Source organism: Shewanella sp. 1311 (genome assembly GCF_059338235.1).
On record NZ_CM181686.1, the window covers coordinates 4,418,556 to 4,435,768 of the forward strand.

Genomic DNA, 17,213 nt, shown 5'->3' on the forward strand with positions numbered 1-17,213 from the left:
TAACGATATGGTTGAGTGTTTAAAGGCCGCGATACTAACATTTTTTCGCATAAAGTCATCTTTAGGGCGCATTCCCTTGGCCTAAGGTGAGACAAGTATTTTTTACACTGGGCATGACGTGAACCAAGATAATCTGCAGCAACAACTCACTTACTCACAGCGATTTAGCGAACTTAATCAGTTGCTTGAACAGAGTGCAGCCCTGTGGCAAGTGCGTGCATTTGAAGTGAACGCTTTACCTTGGGCACAGGATTTTCCTCAGTTGGCCGAAGCTGTGTGGGCGCTGGCTGACGATGAGCTTGATGGACTCGACGCCGAGCAATCTTTGCTGGTCAAGGCATTGTCACCAGCATTAAACCAAGATCTTAGGGCATTAGGCCAAGATTGGGACTTGTCATTGCTCACCGCATCCATTGCCGAACGCACGGTTTTTAATGATAAGACAGTTAATGATAAGGCTGGCGTGGCTGAACCGTCGCTTGCGGATAGCACCGCAGCGCAGCAAGGCGGCTTGTCCTTTGACGATGAAGCGCATTTCAGTGCGCACATCAAAGGCCGTAAATGGCAGCAAATTACCGCCTTTGTGCAGCATTTACCCCAGCTTAATTTACCTGTGCTGGAATGGTGTGCGGGTAAAGGGCATTTGGGCCGCTTGATTGCTAAAGCCCGCGGCGCCGAAGTGGTGAGCTTAGAATGGCAAGCGCCATTATGTGAAGCAGGACAGGCCTTTGCCGATAAGTGGCAGTTGTCACAAACCTTTATTTGCGCCGATGCCTTTGCCATTGGCGCAGAGCATGCTGCGACAAACACATCCACATCCATAACGACAGTTGAAGCACCAGCTGAACACGCCGCAAAAGCCAATCCGTTAACAACGAATCCCTTAACCGCACGGCAGCAAGCGGTTGCTTTGCATGCCTGCGGTGATTTGCATGTTCGGCTGTTAACGCTGGCGGCCGAGGCGGGCACGCAGGCGCTGGCGATTTCTCCCTGTTGTTATCATTTAATTCAAGCGAGCCATTATCAGCCGTTATCCAATCTTGCTCAGCAGAGCAGCCTAAAACTCAGTCGCCATGATTTACAGTTACCGCTGCAGCAGAGCGTGATCGCCAATCCCAAACAACAGACGCTGCGCCATCAAGAAATCACGTGGCGCTTAGGCTTTGATGCACTGCAACGTCAATGTCGGCAAATCGACGAATATTTACCTTTGCCCTCGTTAAAGCAGAGTCAGTTGAGCGGCAGTTTTACTGATTTTTGCCTGTGGGCGGCCGAGACTAAGGCGGTTAATTTAGCCAAAAACAAGGATTTTGAGGCTTGGCTTGAGATAGGGCGACAAAGACAACAATTAACTCGCCGTATCGATTTAGTGGCGCATTTATTCCGCACTGTACTCGAGCAATGGTTAATCTTAGATCGCGCTTGTTTTTTGCAGGAACAAGGATATGGTGTTTGCGTGGGTGAATTTTGTGCAAACAGCGTCACACCAAGAAATTCGCTGATTTTAGCGCAAAAAATGTCAGTATAATTTTGAGTGTCTGAAAATATGCTGTACTGTGATGTTTTTTATGAAGTATTTCTATATTAGCGCATTTAAGTTTAGTGATAGTGAATTCAGGGCCGTCGTGTTTGGAACCTGCGCTGTGAGACAAGTCTTACACTGAAGATGGTTTTTTATTGAATCATCGGGCTTTTCTTGTTCAAATGTCGCATTAATGACGAATAACAACTGAAAGCTGACCTGTTGGTCAGTCATTCTAGTGAGCGAATAAAACAGTTTCATGAAATATTCCCGCGTATTTATTAATAGCCTGGCCTATGAACTGGCGCCTGTTGTGGTTTCCAGTAGTGAGCTAGAGTCTCGTCTTGCTCCTTTGTATCAAAAGTTCCGTATTCCAATGGGACAGCTTGCCGCATTGACTGGGATTACTGAACGCCGCTGGTGGCCAAAAGGACATCAATTGTCCGACGGTGCGATTAAAGCTGCCCGTAAAGCCATGGTTGAAACTGGGATTGATGTCGCCGATTTAGGTGCTGTTGTCTATACCGGCGTGTGCCGCGATCAACATGAACCCGCGACCGCGTGTCGTGTTGCTGCCGAATTGGGCGTGTCAAAAGACACCGCCATTTACGATATCAGCAACGCTTGTCTTGGGGTGTTATCGGGTATTTTAGATATCGCTAACCGTATTGAGTTGGGTCAAATCAAGGCGGGTATGGTGGTGTCCTGTGAATCGGCGCGGGATATTGTCGATGTCACTATCGATAACATGCTGGCCGATCCTACTATGCAGAATTTTGCCCAGTCGCTGGCGACCTTAACCGGTGGCTCTGGCGCAGTGGCAGTTATTCTTACCGACGGCAGTTTGCCGCTGACAAATGTGCGTCAGCATCAATTGCTGGGTGCATCGCACTTATCGGCGCCTGAGCACCACCAGTTGTGTCAATGGGGTCTGCAGGAAGTGGGGCACAATCTGTATCGCGAGTTTATGCGTACCGATGCGGTGACGCTTCTCAAAGAAGGCGTTGAGCTAGCTAAGCATACTTGGGAGCATTTCCTTGAGCAGCGTAATTGGCTGGTTGAGCAAGTGGACAAAGTGATTTGCCATCAAGTGGGCGCCTCAAACCGTAAGCAAGTGCTTAGCGCGTTAAATATTCCCCCCGAGAAAGAATTTCCTACGTATCAACTGCTGGGCAATATGGGCACAGTGTCGTTACCTGTGACCGCCGCCATGGCGCACGATCAAGGCTTTTTACAAGTGGGCGATCAAGTGAGCTTTTTAGGCATAGGCAGTGGATTGAATTGCATGATGTTAGGCATTAAGTGGTAGGGTGCGGTGCACCTTTCACGTTTTCGCTTGATGGCTGGCATACATTCTAGTAAATGAAGTCAGTTCATGATTCAGTTGATAGCTCAGTCTGTCGTTCAGTCGATAAGCTAAGCCTGCTAAAAATAAACCATTATTCGCTCTCATAAATTGAACAAAAGATAGGAAGCGTCATGTTAGACACTCTGTTGCCTTTTAAACGTCATTTTCTTAGCCGTAATGGCAACAAGCTGCATTATATCAACGAGGGCCAAGGCGAACCTGTGGTGATGGTTCACGGTAATCCTAGCTGGTCGTTTTACTACCGCAATCTCGTGAGCGCCTTAAAAGACACGCATCAATGCATAGTGCCAGATCATATCGGCTGTGGTCTGTCGGATAAGCCCGACGATAGCGGCTATGACTATACCCTTAAGAACCGTATCGACGATCTCGAAGCTTTGCTCGATAGCCTGAATGTGAAAGAAAACATTACCTTAGTCGTACACGACTGGGGCGGCATGATAGGTATGGGTTATGCGGCGCGTCATCCTGAGCGCATTAAACGCCTAGTGATTTTGAACACCGGCGCTTTCCATTTGCCCGAGACTAAGCCGTTTCCTTGGCCGCTGTGGATCTGTCGTAATACCCTGCTAGGCACAGTGCTGGTGCGTGGTTTTAATGCCTTTTCGTCTATCGCCTCATATGTGGGCGTGAAGCGCCAGCCTATGTCCAAATACATTCGTGAGGCGTATGTCGCGCCGTTTAACTCTTGGGCCAATCGCATTTCGACGCTGCGTTTTGTGCAGGATATTCCGCTGCGTGAAGGCGATAGAAACTATCAGTTAGTCTCTGATATCGCTGCGAGTTTACCGCAGTTTGCCAAAGTGCCGACTTTGATTTGCTGGGGCCTGAAGGACTTTGTATTCGATAAGCACTTTTTAGCAAAATGGCGTCAGCACATGCCCCATGCGACCGTGCATGAATTTGCCGATTGTGGTCACTACATTCTGGAAGATGCCAGCGATGAAGTGATTGCTCATATCAAGGGCTTTATGGCCGACGACCAAGCAGCGGCGCCGTCCGAACAGGCCGCAGGTTAATGTCGACCTTGCTTGAGACTGAAGTGACTCCTTTGTTGGCTGCTGTAGTGACGCCGTTGGATACGTCACTTTTAACGGGCACTTCTGCGTCAGCAATGGCCAGTGACGCCAATATTTGTCGTCATCTCAAGCAAGCCGCCCATGCCATTCCCCACCATCTTGCAGTAGCAGTACAAAGTGCTCAGGGCGCTTCTGTGGCGAATTTGCGTTACAGCGAGTTGGACTTTCTCAATCTAGACAGACAAAGCGATGCGATAGCCTTTGCGCTGAACGCCCATGGCATTGAGCGTGGCATGAAAGCTGTGCTTATGGTCACGCCGAGTCTGGAGTTTTTTGCACTCACCTTTGCGCTGTTTAAAGCGGGGATTATTCCTATCTTAGTTGATCCCGGCATGGGTATTAACAATCTTAAGCAATGTTTTGCTGAAGCCGCGCCCGATGCTTTTATCGGCATTCCCAAAGCCCATATCGCCAGACGTTTATTTGGTTGGGGTAAGGGCAGCATTAAGTCATTGCTCAATGTTGATGGCGGTAAAACTGGCTTAGCTGCACGATTAATCCGCATCGCTACTGGCGCCATCAGTTTATCGACTCTGCTGCAAAACAGCTCTTCACGACACTCATCTTCACTAAACGCCTCGACGCAACATGCATCAGCGCAACATGCTGAATATCCCATGGTGATGCTCAAATCTGATGAGATGGCGGCCATTTTATTCACCAGTGGCAGTACCGGCACGCCTAAGGGCGTAGTGTATAGCCATGGGATGTTTGAGGCGCAAATTCAAGCGTTAAAAAACGATTATGGCATTTGCCATGGAGAGCGCGATTTAGCGACGTTTCCGCTGTTTTCACTCTTTGGCCCCGCGCTTGGTATGGCGTCGATCGTTCCAGAAATGGATGCCAGCAAACCCATCACTGCCAATCCCGAATTCCTGTTTGCCGCGATTGAAAAATATCAATGCAGCAACATCTTTGTTAATCCCGCCTTGCTTGAACGTTTAGGCCGCGCAGGTGAACAAAAACAGCATAAACTGCCCAGCGTGCAGCGGGTCATTTCTGCGGGTGCGCCAGCCACCATTGCTTCCATCGCCCGATTTAGCAAGATGCTGAGCCAAGGCGTGCCGATTTTAAATTCCTACGGTGCAACCGAATCTTTGCCTATTAGTATGATTGCCAGCGATGCGTTATTTGCCACCACAGATATCACAGATAACGGCGGCGGAATTTGTGTCGGCGGCGCTATCGATGGCGTGACGATTCGCATCATCGGCATCAGCGAAGCCGTTATCCCCGAGTGGGATGAGGCCTTAGTGCTGAATAACGGTGAAATCGGCGAAATCGTGGTGCAAGGGCCTATGGTGAGTCAGTCCTATTATCTAAATAATAGTCAACATGATAGGCAAAACGATAGTCAGCACGATAGCCAAGGCAATAGCGCGACTGCGGCGGCCAAGATGTGGGACTCCGCCACCAATAGCGCTAGGCATCGCATGGGCGATCTCGGGTATCTCGATGATCAAGGCCAGCTGTGGATGTGCGGTCGCAAGGCCCACAGAGTCGATGCCACCCGTAAAGGCCAATTGGTAAAGCGTTATTATTCTATTCCCTGCGAGCGCATTTTTAATACCCATCCAAATGTGAAGCGCTCTGCCTTAGTTGGAGTGAAAGTGGCGAACGAGATAGAGCCCTTGATCTGTATCGAACTCGACCAATCATTGGTGTGCAATAAGAGCCAACAGCTGTATCAAGATTTGATTACCATCGCTGAGCAATTTGCCCAGACGCAGGGCATAAGACGTTTTCTTATCCATCCTGATTTCCCTGTGGATGTGCGGCATAATGCCAAGATTTTTAGAGAAAAATTAGCTGTTTGGGCACAATCACAAACGAAAGGTTGATTTAAAACTCCGCGGCTTTTTTCCTGCATTTTTTACGTTATATTCTGTGTTCATTTGAACAAACTCGCTTATTTTTAAGCCCTTGTGCTTATTTTAAACTTCTTACACCGACTTTAAGTTCATGTAAATGTGCTGAAATGGATACCTAAATGACGATAAACCCAATCAAGAGCACGACGCTTGCGCAATTTGATGCGGCTGAACAAACTGCACTCGCGCAGCTCGCCCTTAAGGTGCAACACGCCTTTGTGACGGGAGCGGGGGGATTTTTAGGTAAAGCGATTTGTTTGAGATTGTTAGCCGCGGGCATTAAGGTCACAGGTTTTGCCCGTGGGCATTATCCCGAACTTGAAGCGCTGGGCGTAGTCATGTTGCAAGGGGATTTAGTCAATAAAGACCAGTTGCAACAGTCGATGCAAGGCTGCGATATCGTGTTCCATGTGGCGTCTAAAGCTGGCGTTTGGGGCGATAGAGACAGTTATTTTTGCCCGAATGTTAAGGGCGCCGCAAATGTGATTGCTGCTTGTAAGGCATTAAAAATAAATAAGTTAGTCTACACCAGTACCCCGAGTGTGACCTTTGCTGGGCAGGATGAATCCGGTATAGATGAATCCACTCCCTATGCCACATCCTTCCTTAATTATTACGCCCATTCCAAAGCCATCGCCGAAAAGATGATGCTTGATGCCAATCAAGTGGGTGACGTATCGGTTGAAAATACCGCTGTAACTCAAGTGACTCAAGCAACTCAAGCCACGACAGCCACTATTTCAGACATTAATTCAGCTAGCACTCAAGTCTCTATTCCGGTCACGACTCAAGCCACTGCACTCTATGCGTTAAAAACTGTCGCGCTCAGGCCACATTTGATCTGGGGTCCTGGTGATCCCCATCTTGTACCTCGAGTACTGGCGCGCGGCCGTTTAGATAAGCTTAAACTAGTTGGCCGTGAAGATAAGCTGGTCGATACCATCTACATAGACAACGCCGCCTATGCCCATGTGCTGGCCGCGCTTGAACTGTGCCAAGCAAAGCCTAAGTGCCAGGGGAAAGCTTATTTTTTGAGTAACGATGAACCCATCACTATGGCAAAAATGCTCAATCTGATTTTGGCCTGCGATGCTTTGCCGCCAGTTACTAAGCGTGTGCCGCAATCTGTGGCCTATGTGGCAGGCGCAGTGTTGGAAACTGTGTATTTTCTGCTAAAGAAGCAAGAAGAGCCCATGATGACGCGCTTCGTGGCAAGGCAGTTATCCTGCAGCCATTATTTTGATATCAGCGCAGCCAAGCGAGATTTAGGCTATCGTGCACTTATCTCTATCAATGAAGGGATGGCAAGACTTAAAGCGTCACTCTAGTGTTATTAGGCGTGAGTTTCGGAGTGTGCTTGATATTCAATATGCATGCTCTTATTTGCACTCTTATTGGCACTCTTATTGTGGGCATAGTTTAGCTGGGGACTTATGAGTTGCGGTGATTGTAAAACGGAGATTTTCAGGCAAAAAATTGGTCGCTGTAAACGCTGTATGTGGCAGCTTACCGCTTTGTCGGCTATCGGTTGGCCGCTGTGGTGGTGGCTCTATTATGATGCGCCGCGGGATGTGAACTCGATTGCCTTACTGTTTTTCTGCACCGCTTTTACGGGGTTATTGGCTTTACATCTTATTGTCTTGGCTTACCGTCGCCTCAGAGGGCGAGAGTAAGCCAAGTTTCCTTTCCTTTTAAACTCTTGGGCTTAGACTTAATTTGTTGCTGTGTTCTCGTGCATCATTTTCTTCATTAATGGCGCAAGGGCAAAGAAGACTAACGCCATTACCACGCCAATTTGCGCCGAGAAGATAAACAGTTGCTCATATAGCGCCATCGCACTCGGTACGTCACTTATTACGCCGCCTTGGGTATCAATCGCGGCGAGCTTGTTTAATTCGGCGGCTAAGATTTCAGAGTATGAAGTGCCGAGGAACCAAGCGCCCATCATCAGACTGACCACGCGTTTTACCGACAGCTGAGTTACGGCAGATAAGCCTATGGGTGACAGCAATAACTCGCCGATTTCTAATACAAAATAAGCCGCGACTAAAAACCAAATACTCACTAAGCCACTGCTTAGCGGCATTTGGATCCCGAGCACTAGCACCATAAAGGATAAACCTGCGAACAAAATGCCGAGTGCCGTTTTAACTGGTTTACTCGGATCGCAATGTTTACGGGCGAGGGCAGGCCAGAGCCAAGCAAAGATGGGCGATAAACTGATCACAAAGAAGGCGCCGAGGAAGGTTAACTGTCCCGCGCTCCATTCGAGGCCTAGCATGTTGCGGTCCATCACGCGGTCCGAAAATGCTACCCATGAGCCGTAGGTTTGCTCATATAAGCCGAAGAAGACCAAACCTGCAACGATGAACAGCAGTAAGGCCGACATCTGTTGACGTTCAATCGGGTTGCAGTGTTTCACCATAAACCAGCCTATCCCGATGGCGAGCACCAGAGATACTGAGTGCAAGAACCAGATCACTGGACTCACAGCGGGTAATAAACTGCTAATAGAAAGCACAAGGGAGTGGGTTTGAATTAAGCCCCAGACCAGCACTACGCTGCCGATGGCGCTTAAATAAATCCATTGCTCTGTGATGATGCCGGCGGTTTTCTTCAAAATTCTTGCGGGATCTCTGGGTTCGGCGAAACCTTGCAGGTGTTTCTTACCCCGAATAAACACCAACAACCCCGCTAACATGCCTAAACCTGCCAAACCAAAGCCGTACTTCCAGCCATAGGTTTCACCTAAATAAGCACAAATCAGTGGGGCCAAGGTGGCGCCTAAATTGATGCCAGCGTAGAAAATGGTAAAGCCTGAATCCCGCTTTGGAGATGACTCTGGATACAGCTGACCGACTATGGTGGAAATATTGGGTTTTAAAAAGCCCACTCCGACAATAATTAAGGCGAGGGATAAATAGAATACCTGCAGTGCTTGCTCATCGCGCTGAACTTCACCGGCGACGATAACCGCTTGATGGCCTTCAAAGGCCATGCCTAAGTGGCCGAGGACCAACAAAATACCACCGAAGATCACCGCTTTACGCATGCCGATATAGCGGTCGGCCAATAAACCACCGACCACGGGCATGGCGTACACTAAGGCACCGTAAGCACCAATGACGTTATAGCCAAATTCGTCGGTAAACAGATGATATTTAATCAGATAAAGAAACAGTAACGCTTTCATGCCGTAGAAGGAAAAGCGTTCCCACATTTCGGTAAAAAAGCAGACAAACAAGCCCTTAGGATGCCCAAAGAGCATTTCGGGTGGGGGCGAACCCTGTGGGCCTTGCATAGCGTGCGGAGGATGTTGTTCTGTTGACACTTAAGACTCCCATTGCTGGCGCTTCATGCACCAAGCTTCGATTGATTCATTTTATCGTAATGAATTTTATTAATTATTTTTCATTATTAGTGGTTATTGCAGCCTTGTTGATTGCTAAAAGACGCCGCAGTAGCTGCAGTTAATCACACTCGGATGCTATGGAACAGCCAAGGGGCTTGAAACTGATGAATATTTTGCTTATTTCACCATTTTTCCGTTCTTTGAAACTGTGTTTAACCTGCTTTTGAGTCAGATTAAATGGCTCAATTAATTCATTTTCAGTTAATCAATGAGTGCTACATAGTGGCCAGAATTTGACAGCGACAGTTTTTAAAGATGGCTTTAGGGCTTTGATTCTGTGCCAATTTGATATTTAGGGAGTATTGCTAAAGATTTTGTTTAGCTCTTGTTTATCCCTTGTTTTAAGCGCGTGCTTGATATCGATTCTGTGCTGTTGAAGATACTTCCACAACATGAGAACTTAGCGCTAGCGGCTTTGTACTTTGTATAAAGGGATATTTTCATGGGATTTTCTATTAGTGCCATTAGTGCTGTTAGTGTGATGAGTGCGGTTCGCCAGAATGTGAAGGCTTTTACCTTCTTAGCCGTGCTCACCAGTGCGAGTGGCTTTATTGGGATACAAAATGCCTATGCTGATACTGCCAGTTCAGTAGTGATGAGTGCTGAAACAGCGAGCACTGAAGCGAGTGTCGATACGGCCACTGGATTAGCAGCGCAAGTTCCCGCGCAAGTTCTTGCGTTAGTGGGAAGTTGGCAACTAGTCTCAGGTCGTTATTTGAATGAAAAGCACGAATGGGTGGATTATCAGATCCTCAATTTGAGTGCAATTAAAGTGATATCAGCGCGGCACTTTAGTTTTACCACCATGAAGAATGTGGACGGTGTCAGCCAGTTCTGGGCGGCGGGCTCTGGGACTTATCAGGCAACGGCGACTGAGTATACAGAGCGGCCAGAGCTGAACTCTTTTGGTGCAGCTAAAGGTGCGGAGTTTGTGTTTAGTTATGCCATTAAGGGCCAAGAGTTACATACTCAAAGAGTTGAAAATGGTGAGTTAAAAGAAGTCGAAGTTTGGCAGCGACTAGAAATAGTAAAACAACCGTTCGTTAGCGTTAGGACGTTACATTAGGCCCGAAAGCAAGGTAAAGGGCTTGTTTAGCTCTGCATCAGAGACTTGCGTATCGGTTGCACAACAGTGTTGAATGAAATAGGTATTAGATGCCAATGGCGGTGGATATAAGCGCAATTTTAATCAATTAGCTTTTGATGTTAAGAATGATTTATCTGGATAGTCACTGTTTTGATACCTAGGATTCCTATGGGTTTTCAGATTCAGTTATGCTGATTTCGCTCAGCCGTTTTATTGGTTGTTAAGGAGACTTATGGAGTTTTTTACCACCCTATTTGTGGGTTACCCGCTTTGGGTTTGGTTGATGTTTTTCGGCTTTGTTCTGGCGTTATTGGCCTTCGATCTTGGCGTATTACACAAGGAGCAGCATGAAATTACTGTGGCCGAAAGTTTAAAACTTTCAGCTTTTTATATCTGTATGGGCTTACTGTTTGGGGCTTGGCTGTGGTGGTACAAGGGCTCAACGGCGGGTATGGAATATCTGACGGGTTATTTGATTGAAAAATCGCTGTCTATGGATAACGTCTTTGTTATCGCCTTAATCTTCAGTAGTTTAGGCATTCCACGTTTATACCAACACAGAGTGCTCTTCTGGGGTATTTTGGGTGTGATAGTGCTACGCGCAATTATGATTGGCCTTGGCGCAGTGCTCGTTGCCCAGTATCAAGGCGTACTTGTGTTATTTGGACTCTTCTTGATTTTCACTGGCGTGAAAATGCTCTTCTCCAATGACGAGCACAGTGATATCCAAGATAATAAGTTTTACAAATGGTTACGCACTAAGATGCGTTTTACGCCGACACTGCATATGGAGAAGTTCTGGGTACGGGGTGAAGATCATCAGTTATCAAAAGGATGGTGGGCGACGCCGTTATTTTTAGCGTTGATCTTAGTGGAAACCGCAGATTTAGTGTTTGCGGTCGACAGTATTCCAGCCATTTTTGCGATTACCCAAGATCCTTTCATCGTTTATACCTCGAATATCTTCGCGATTTTGGGGTTACGTGCCTTGTATTTTGCCTTGGCGGCCATGGTGCACCGTTTCGAGTACCTTAAATACGCGTTGTCGGTGGTATTAGTATTTATCGGGGTGAAAGTGGGCTTAGTGTATTTCAATCACGAGGGAATAGTGGACTTTACTATTCCAACCGCACTGTCTCTTGGGGTGACGTTCGGCCTGTTAGTCGCAGGGGTCTTATTCTCGTTGTGGAAAACGCGCGGCCAAGAAATCGATAAATAGAGAAATAGAGAAATAGTTTGCGTGACTCGTGGCGAGTCCAATAACGAATCTCTTGGCCGTTTAGCCCATGCTAAACGGCCTTTTTTATATTTTTACTATCCGAATCGTTGAGCTTTACAGAGGATGTTAAAAAATGAGGATACTAAAAATTAGTCTATGCTTACTTTGAGTCGCCGCTGGTGCCGAGACTCACAAAGGGAGTTTTTAGGACTAATACTCTTCAAGGACGATATTATGAAACTTAACATTGCCGCCATACTCATGCTCTCAGTTTGTTCATTGACCACTGTCAGTGCAAAAGCTGCAGACAAACAAGCAACTGATACAGCATCTAACGTAACTTCCACTTGTACTGGAGCTTACCCAAGTTACTTCCAAGACCCCGCGTTCAATAAAACAGGTATGTGGGACAATCAAGTCATCATCAACCAAGCTTATTCGGGCTGGAAGGGACCTATTTTTAGCTTGAGCGACGCCTATTCGAGTGCGCAGCAAGATAATGCTGCACCTTGGCTTGAATTCAATCCCTTCGATAAAAGTCTGAGTGAGACAGATAAAAATACCCAAGCGTGGAAATACCTTTGGGCTGTGATGAAGTACATTCAAGAGGGGAACATCGACAAAGGCGATATCAGTAAGGACTGGGATTTGTGTAATAACAAGGTACGCTCTTGGTACCATATCCCCTATCAGACCTATGATCCTATGAGTGGGCGGGAATTTATCCACGGCTTGACTCGCGAAGCCCCCGTCACTATGGAGATAAAAGGCCAAGGCGATTTGAAAACGACTATGTGGGCGGTGGGGTTTTATAATCCTCAGGCGGCTAATAGCATTGGCAAGGTATGGACGGGAGCGCCGTCACCTGTGATGCCGCAGCAAAACTTTGTATTTAATGAAGGCAGTGTGATCGGCAAATTACTGTTCACCACAGCAACGCCCAATAATTATCCTTTCCTCGAAAACGTACCCGTTTGGCAAGCCAATATCAGCGCCAGTGATTTCTGCGAATGTAAAAATGCCGATGGCAGTGCTTGCAGTTTCCAACAGGAAACAGAGCAATGCCCGCGCTCTGTCGCCGATGTGTACTTATTACAGTTTGACATCGCAGTGCGTGACAGCCGCTCGCCCGTGGGCTGGGCCTATGGCACTTTTGTCGCCGATGGTCAGTTTAAAGCGAAAGAGAAAAATCCTTGGGATCGTATCTCTCCACTGGGATTAATGTGGGGTAATGATACGCCGCCTGCCACAGTGGGAGCGGCAGCATTCCCTCAAAACCCAATCACAGGGCTTAAGGATAGCGCGGTATTTCAAGAGGTCGTTGGCCGCTTGAATGAGCACACCAATGCGGGACACTTAGGGTGTAACGGGCGTTTAAATGGCCCCGCGGATAACGCATTAAGTAGCTGTTTATCTTGCCATCAAACCGCATCCGTTCCTGATAGCACTAATAATACTCCGGCAATCATGTACCAATTTGCCTCGTATCAAGAGCCGGGCAGTGGTCAATGCTTAACATCGCCCAGCGCCCTCGATTTATCGATTGACCAAGTGTATTTCAAAACCTTTATGTGCTCAGCATCTTTTGTTGGGCCAAGCAACATAGTCCCCGTACCTAAATATGCCCAAGGGCAAAAAGAGTGGATTTCAACTGACTTTTCATTACAGCTCAGCATCAGTCTCACCCAGTGGCAAGAATGGCAAGAAGACCAAGATAACCTGAAAAAGAACATCAAAGTGCGCGTATTCGAGGGCACTTTACCTTCTCGCTAATGTTGAAGTTTGTTTAAGGTTAACACCAACGCACTATCCGGCATGAATGACCAGATTGTGCGTTTTTTATGGCAATACCCTTGGCTCATTTTGAAATTAATGCAAATTAGCTTGTTCTTCGCCGCTGTTTTTCCTAATGTGATTGCAAATGATTTTCAATGAGGCGTGTTATGAATACCTATCTGCAGTTACAGGTAAACCATTGGCTTGAAAATGATCCTGACCCTCGCACTCAATCCCAATTACAAACCCTAGTCGATAGTGGCAATGAAGCCGAACTCGCGGCGCGCTTTGCTGGTCGCTTAGAGTTTGGTACCGCAGGATTACGCGGTGTTGTCGGCGCGGGGCCTATGGGGATGAACCGTCTGGTGATCCGTCAAACCTCGGCAGGTCTTGGGGCTTATCTACTTGATCAGATTAAAGATGCCGCCGAGCGTGGTGTGGTGATTGGTTATGATGGTCGCCACGACTCATTCAATTTTGCCCATGATGCGGCGAGCGTGCTGACCGCTATGGGCATTAAGGTGCGCTTAACGTCTAAAGTGGCGCCGACACCGCTGGTGGCCTTTGGGGTGAAACATTTTAATGCGGCAGCAGGCATTGTAGTGACCGCGAGTCATAACCCGCCGCAATACAATGGCTATAAAGTGTATTGGGACAATGGCGCGCAGATTATTCCGCCCCACGATTCTGGCATTGCCGCGCAAATTGAGCGCGCCGCGAATCAAGCGATTCCGTTTTTAAAACATGATGAGGCGGTAAAACAAGGTAAGTTGGCACTCCTGCAGGACGATTTTTACCAAAGCTATCGCCATGGCGTGCAGCAAGCTGAGGTGCTGCAAAACCATACGGCTCCAGAAAAGGTCAGTTTAGCCTATACCGCCATGCACGGCGTGGGAGCTGAAATGGCTGAAACCGTATTGAAAGATGCGGGTTTCACCCAAGTGTATTCGGTAGCCTCCCAGCGCGAACCCGATGGGGATTTCCCGACGGTGAACTTCCCCAATCCGGAAGAAAAGGGCGCGATGGATTTAGTGATCGCCGAGGCGAAAAAACACGGCGCTATGCTCGCCTGTGCTAACGATCCCGATGCCGACCGTTTTGCGGTCGCTGTGCGCCGTGAGGATGGCGAATACCAGATGCTAACGGGCGATCAAGTTGGTGTGCTCTTTGGGCATTATTTGTTATCTCATGCTAAAGATAATCAGCGACTTACGGGTACCACGATAGTGTCATCGAGTCTGTTATCTAAGATTGCTCAAGGTTTTGGCACGCAAAGCTTTACCACGCTCACCGGCTTTAAGTGGTTGATGAATGTGGGTATCGCGAAAACGTCCCCTGAGGATCAGTTCCTGTTTGCCTATGAAGAAGCCCTTGGTTACACAGTTGGGAGCATGGTGTGGGACAAAGATGGCTTGTCGGCGCTGGTGGCATTTGCCCAATTAACTGCCGAGCTAGTGGCGAAGGGGCAAACGATTTGGGACAGACTCGAGCAAATTTACCGTGAGCATGGCTTCCATCTCAATGCGCAGGTGAGTATTGCACTAAAACCTGACACGCCTAATATTGGCGCCTATTTACGCGAACATCCCCCCGTGAAGATTGGTGAGCATGACGTGCTCTCAACCGATGATTTAAAAGCCCTTGAGCGTCGTTTTGCCGATGGTAGCGTTGAGAAAATCGACTTGCCACCGAGCGATGTATTAACCTACTGCTTAGCGGGTGGCGCTCGGGTAATCGTTAGGCCTTCGGGCACTGAACCCAAAATTAAGTGCTACTACGAAGTGGTCGAAACTATGGTCGATACGGATACCTTAGCCAGTGCCCAAGCGAGAGCGAGCAAAGCCATGGATGATTTTATTCAGGCCCATCAAGCCAGTTTGCCAAAGTAACGCTTTTAACAGCTAAGCCAAAACCCTCAACATTCACTTTTATTAAAAGGCTACTGACATCATGCTGTCAGTAGCCTTGTTTTATTCTTGTTGTCGCCCGTTAATGATTCAGCCCTGAATTTTATAAAAAAGGTTTTGAATCATTGATATTTTTCAACAAGGAGAAAGTGAAAATGTTATCTATTGCACCGTTAGTTTGGGGTGAAATTCCTGTCAGTGACATGAACCGTGCCGTTGCTTTTTATCAGCAGCATTTTGGGGTTGAGTTTAAACGTGACGATATGGAAGACATGGAATATGCGACTATAGTCACCGAAGATGCGAGCGCGGCGAGCATAGGGTTAGTCAAATGCAGTATGAGCCAGCCATCGATGCAAGGCAGCACTGTGTATCTGCATTTCAGCGCACAATTGCAACCTTTAGTGGATAAACTTATCGCAGCAGAGGTGACGATTATCCTGCCAGTCACACCGATAAAAGACGGTGAGTGTGGTTATATCGCCTTATTTGCCGATAGCGAAGGTAACAAAGTGGGTCTGTGGTCTAAGGATAAGTAGTCTCGAGTGATTAATGTATTAGCGTCGTGGCCTTAAGGCACGACGCTAAAATCACGCAATTAACTAAAGCATGGGTTTAGATTTCTATGGAAGAAACAAAGATGGACGTGGTTTATATTGATGCTCGACCACTACTTGGACTGAGTACCCGCACGAATAATCGGGCCGAAATGTCCGCCGATAGCGCTAAAATTGGCAGTTTATGGCAAGCTTTTTTTGAATCATCACAGCTCACCGCCATGCTCAATTCGCCCATGTATGGCGTGTATTATGACTATGAGTCAGACATGAATGGTGAGTTTGCTGTGCTGGTGGGTAAGGCAATTGATGCCCCTGTTGAGGCAAACTACTTCACGTCGCTGGATCTTGAAGCCGGTAAATACCTTAAATTCACCGGTCAAGGTGACATGCCCCAGTGTGTTATCGATCTTTGGGGACAAGTGTGGGGCTATTTTAGTGCTAACGATTGTCCGCATCAGCGACGTTATCAAACTGATTTTGAAGTCTATCTCAGCGCCACTGAGGTTGAGATTTATATCGGGATTTTATGATTTAAATCGTAAAATATCACTCAAGTGAGTATCAGGATATGTCAGTGATTTATGTAAACTCACAATGCTTAATCAACTGATAGGCAACTAAAGGATTGAATCACAGTCAATGCGCCGCGCCGACCGCCTATTTCAAATAGTGCAAATTCTTAAACATAAACGCCTGACCACAGCCCAAGAGTTGGCTGAACGGTTAGAGGTGTCCACGCGCACGATTTACCGTGACGTGCAGGATTTGTGTTTAAGTGGCATTCCCATTGAAGGGGAGGCGGGTGTCGGCTATTTGTTGCGCCACGAGGTAAATGTTCCGCCCTTGATGTTTAACGAAGCCGAACTCGAAGCGATTCAAGTTGGCATGCGTATGGTGCAAACTTGGGGTGGCAAGGAGCTTGGTAGCGCCGCGAGGCAGGCGATGATTAAAGTCGAAGCCGTACTACCAAAACGACTACAAGCCTATCAATCCTTGATGTTTTCACCGGATTTTTACCTCGACTCCAATGAGTTCCAATTCCTCGATCCGCTGCGTAATTCAGCTCAGCGCCGCGAATACGTCAAACTCTTCTATCAAGACGTCAAACTCGATGTCACCGAGCGTGAAGTGCGCCCGCTCGCCATCTATTTTTGGCGTGGCACTTGGACCTTACTGACTTGGTGTGAGCTGCGTTCGGCTTTTCGTAATTTCAGGGTTGATCGCATCACAGGCCTTGTGCGGTTGAACCGTCATTTTGAACAAGCACCTGGTCAAGAGCTGGAAGATTATATTTGCCTGATGGATGAACATGCGAAGGCGCGAGCCGAAGCAAAAGAAAAGCCACTCGAATGAGTGGCTTTTTAATACATTTCTAATTTGCTAGTAACATTCTAGCAATTCGCTAGTTGTA

General features: G+C 47.5%; 14 protein-coding genes. 13 read left to right on the top strand and 1 reads right to left on the bottom strand.

The window, feature by feature from the left end; translation table 11 throughout:
- The first annotated feature begins 118 nt into the window (after positions 1-118).
- The 6 genes from AC5YB3_RS19390 (at position 119) to AC5YB3_RS19415 (ending at position 7,514) form a co-directional block, all read left to right on the top strand.
- Positions 119-1,528, top strand: a complete 1,410-nt coding sequence (locus tag AC5YB3_RS19390) for a methyltransferase (RefSeq protein ID WP_494525974.1) — start codon at positions 119-121, stop codon at positions 1,526-1,528.
- A 253-nt stretch (positions 1,529-1,781) separates the two neighbouring features.
- Positions 1,782-2,831, top strand: coding sequence for a 3-oxoacyl-ACP synthase III (locus tag AC5YB3_RS19395; protein WP_006081078.1), 1,050 nt, complete (start codon positions 1,782-1,784; stop codon positions 2,829-2,831).
- 170 nt (positions 2,832-3,001) lie between these two features.
- A complete protein-coding gene (locus AC5YB3_RS19400) occupies positions 3,002-3,910 on the top strand; it encodes an alpha/beta fold hydrolase (RefSeq protein WP_494525975.1) in 909 nt (302 codons plus the stop codon).
- The gene (gene oleC, locus AC5YB3_RS19405) at positions 3,910-5,811 is read left to right on the top strand and encodes an olefin beta-lactone synthetase (protein WP_494525976.1); all 1,902 of its coding nucleotides are present in this window, start codon (positions 3,910-3,912) and stop codon (positions 5,809-5,811) included. The genes AC5YB3_RS19400 and oleC overlap by 1 nt, the downstream gene beginning before the upstream one ends.
- A gap of 149 nt (positions 5,812-5,960) precedes the next feature.
- Positions 5,961-7,169, top strand: coding sequence for an NAD-dependent epimerase/dehydratase family protein (locus tag AC5YB3_RS19410; RefSeq protein ID WP_494525977.1), 1,209 nt, complete (start codon positions 5,961-5,963; stop codon positions 7,167-7,169).
- 105 nt (positions 7,170-7,274) lie between these two features.
- A complete protein-coding gene (locus AC5YB3_RS19415; protein ID WP_259483168.1) occupies positions 7,275-7,514 on the top strand; it encodes a DUF3624 domain-containing protein in 240 nt (79 codons plus the stop codon).
- A 38-nt stretch (positions 7,515-7,552) separates the two neighbouring features.
- Here AC5YB3_RS19415 and AC5YB3_RS19420 read toward each other — a convergent pair whose 3' ends face one another.
- Complete coding sequence (locus AC5YB3_RS19420; protein ID WP_494525978.1) at positions 7,553-9,172, bottom strand: peptide MFS transporter; 1,620 nt, start codon at positions 9,170-9,172, stop codon at positions 7,553-7,555.
- A 523-nt stretch (positions 9,173-9,695) separates the two neighbouring features.
- On the opposite strand from AC5YB3_RS19420, the gene AC5YB3_RS19425 reads away from it, so the two are divergent.
- From AC5YB3_RS19425 to AC5YB3_RS19455, 7 genes are all read left to right on the top strand, one after another.
- Entirely contained in the window at positions 9,696-10,319 is a 624-nt protein-coding gene (locus tag AC5YB3_RS19425; protein WP_494525979.1) for a hypothetical protein, read from the top strand.
- Between the two features lie 253 nt (positions 10,320-10,572).
- Positions 10,573-11,559, top strand: a complete 987-nt coding sequence (locus AC5YB3_RS19430) for a TerC family protein (protein ID WP_126492323.1) — start codon at positions 10,573-10,575, stop codon at positions 11,557-11,559.
- 234 nt (positions 11,560-11,793) lie between these two features.
- Positions 11,794-13,332, top strand: a complete 1,539-nt coding sequence (locus tag AC5YB3_RS19435) for a hypothetical protein (protein ID WP_259520930.1) — start codon at positions 11,794-11,796, stop codon at positions 13,330-13,332.
- Positions 13,333-13,502: 170 nt separating this feature from the next.
- Positions 13,503-15,224 (top strand): phospho-sugar mutase, encoded by a 1,722-nt coding sequence (locus tag AC5YB3_RS19440; protein WP_494525980.1) that lies wholly within the window; start codon positions 13,503-13,505, stop codon positions 15,222-15,224.
- A gap of 173 nt (positions 15,225-15,397) precedes the next feature.
- A complete protein-coding gene (locus AC5YB3_RS19445) occupies positions 15,398-15,781 on the top strand; it encodes a VOC family protein (RefSeq protein WP_006081088.1) in 384 nt (127 codons plus the stop codon).
- A 101-nt stretch (positions 15,782-15,882) separates the two neighbouring features.
- On the top strand, positions 15,883-16,332 hold the full coding sequence (locus tag AC5YB3_RS19450; RefSeq protein WP_347096826.1) for a GyrI-like domain-containing protein: 450 nt from the start codon (positions 15,883-15,885) through the stop codon (positions 16,330-16,332).
- Positions 16,333-16,441: 109 nt separating this feature from the next.
- Positions 16,442-17,155, top strand: a complete 714-nt coding sequence (locus AC5YB3_RS19455) for a helix-turn-helix transcriptional regulator (protein WP_006081090.1) — start codon at positions 16,442-16,444, stop codon at positions 17,153-17,155.
- The last annotated feature ends 58 nt before the right edge of the window (positions 17,156-17,213 follow it).

What these genes read in the sequence shown, in the direction of transcription:
- AC5YB3_RS19395 (WP_006081078.1), top strand. Translation starts at nt 1,782, where the DNA reads ATGAAATATTCCCGCGTATTTATTAATAGCCTGGCCTATGAACTGGCG.
- AC5YB3_RS19400 (WP_494525975.1), top strand. Translation starts at nt 3,002, where the DNA reads ATGTTAGACACTCTGTTGCCTTTTAAACGTCATTTTCTTAGCCGTAAT.
- oleC (WP_494525976.1), top strand. Translation starts at nt 3,910, where the DNA reads ATGTCGACCTTGCTTGAGACTGAAGTGACTCCTTTGTTGGCTGCTGTA.
- AC5YB3_RS19410 (WP_494525977.1), top strand. Translation starts at nt 5,961, where the DNA reads ATGACGATAAACCCAATCAAGAGCACGACGCTTGCGCAATTTGATGCG.
- AC5YB3_RS19415 (WP_259483168.1), top strand. Translation starts at nt 7,275, where the DNA reads ATGAGTTGCGGTGATTGTAAAACGGAGATTTTCAGGCAAAAAATTGGT.
- AC5YB3_RS19425 (WP_494525979.1), top strand. Translation starts at nt 9,696, where the DNA reads ATGGGATTTTCTATTAGTGCCATTAGTGCTGTTAGTGTGATGAGTGCG.
- AC5YB3_RS19430 (WP_126492323.1), top strand. Translation starts at nt 10,573, where the DNA reads ATGGAGTTTTTTACCACCCTATTTGTGGGTTACCCGCTTTGGGTTTGG.
- AC5YB3_RS19435 (WP_259520930.1), top strand. Translation starts at nt 11,794, where the DNA reads ATGAAACTTAACATTGCCGCCATACTCATGCTCTCAGTTTGTTCATTG.
- AC5YB3_RS19440 (WP_494525980.1), top strand. Translation starts at nt 13,503, where the DNA reads ATGAATACCTATCTGCAGTTACAGGTAAACCATTGGCTTGAAAATGAT.
- AC5YB3_RS19445 (WP_006081088.1), top strand. Translation starts at nt 15,398, where the DNA reads ATGTTATCTATTGCACCGTTAGTTTGGGGTGAAATTCCTGTCAGTGAC.
- AC5YB3_RS19450 (WP_347096826.1), top strand. Translation starts at nt 15,883, where the DNA reads ATGGACGTGGTTTATATTGATGCTCGACCACTACTTGGACTGAGTACC.
- AC5YB3_RS19455 (WP_006081090.1), top strand. Translation starts at nt 16,442, where the DNA reads ATGCGCCGCGCCGACCGCCTATTTCAAATAGTGCAAATTCTTAAACAT.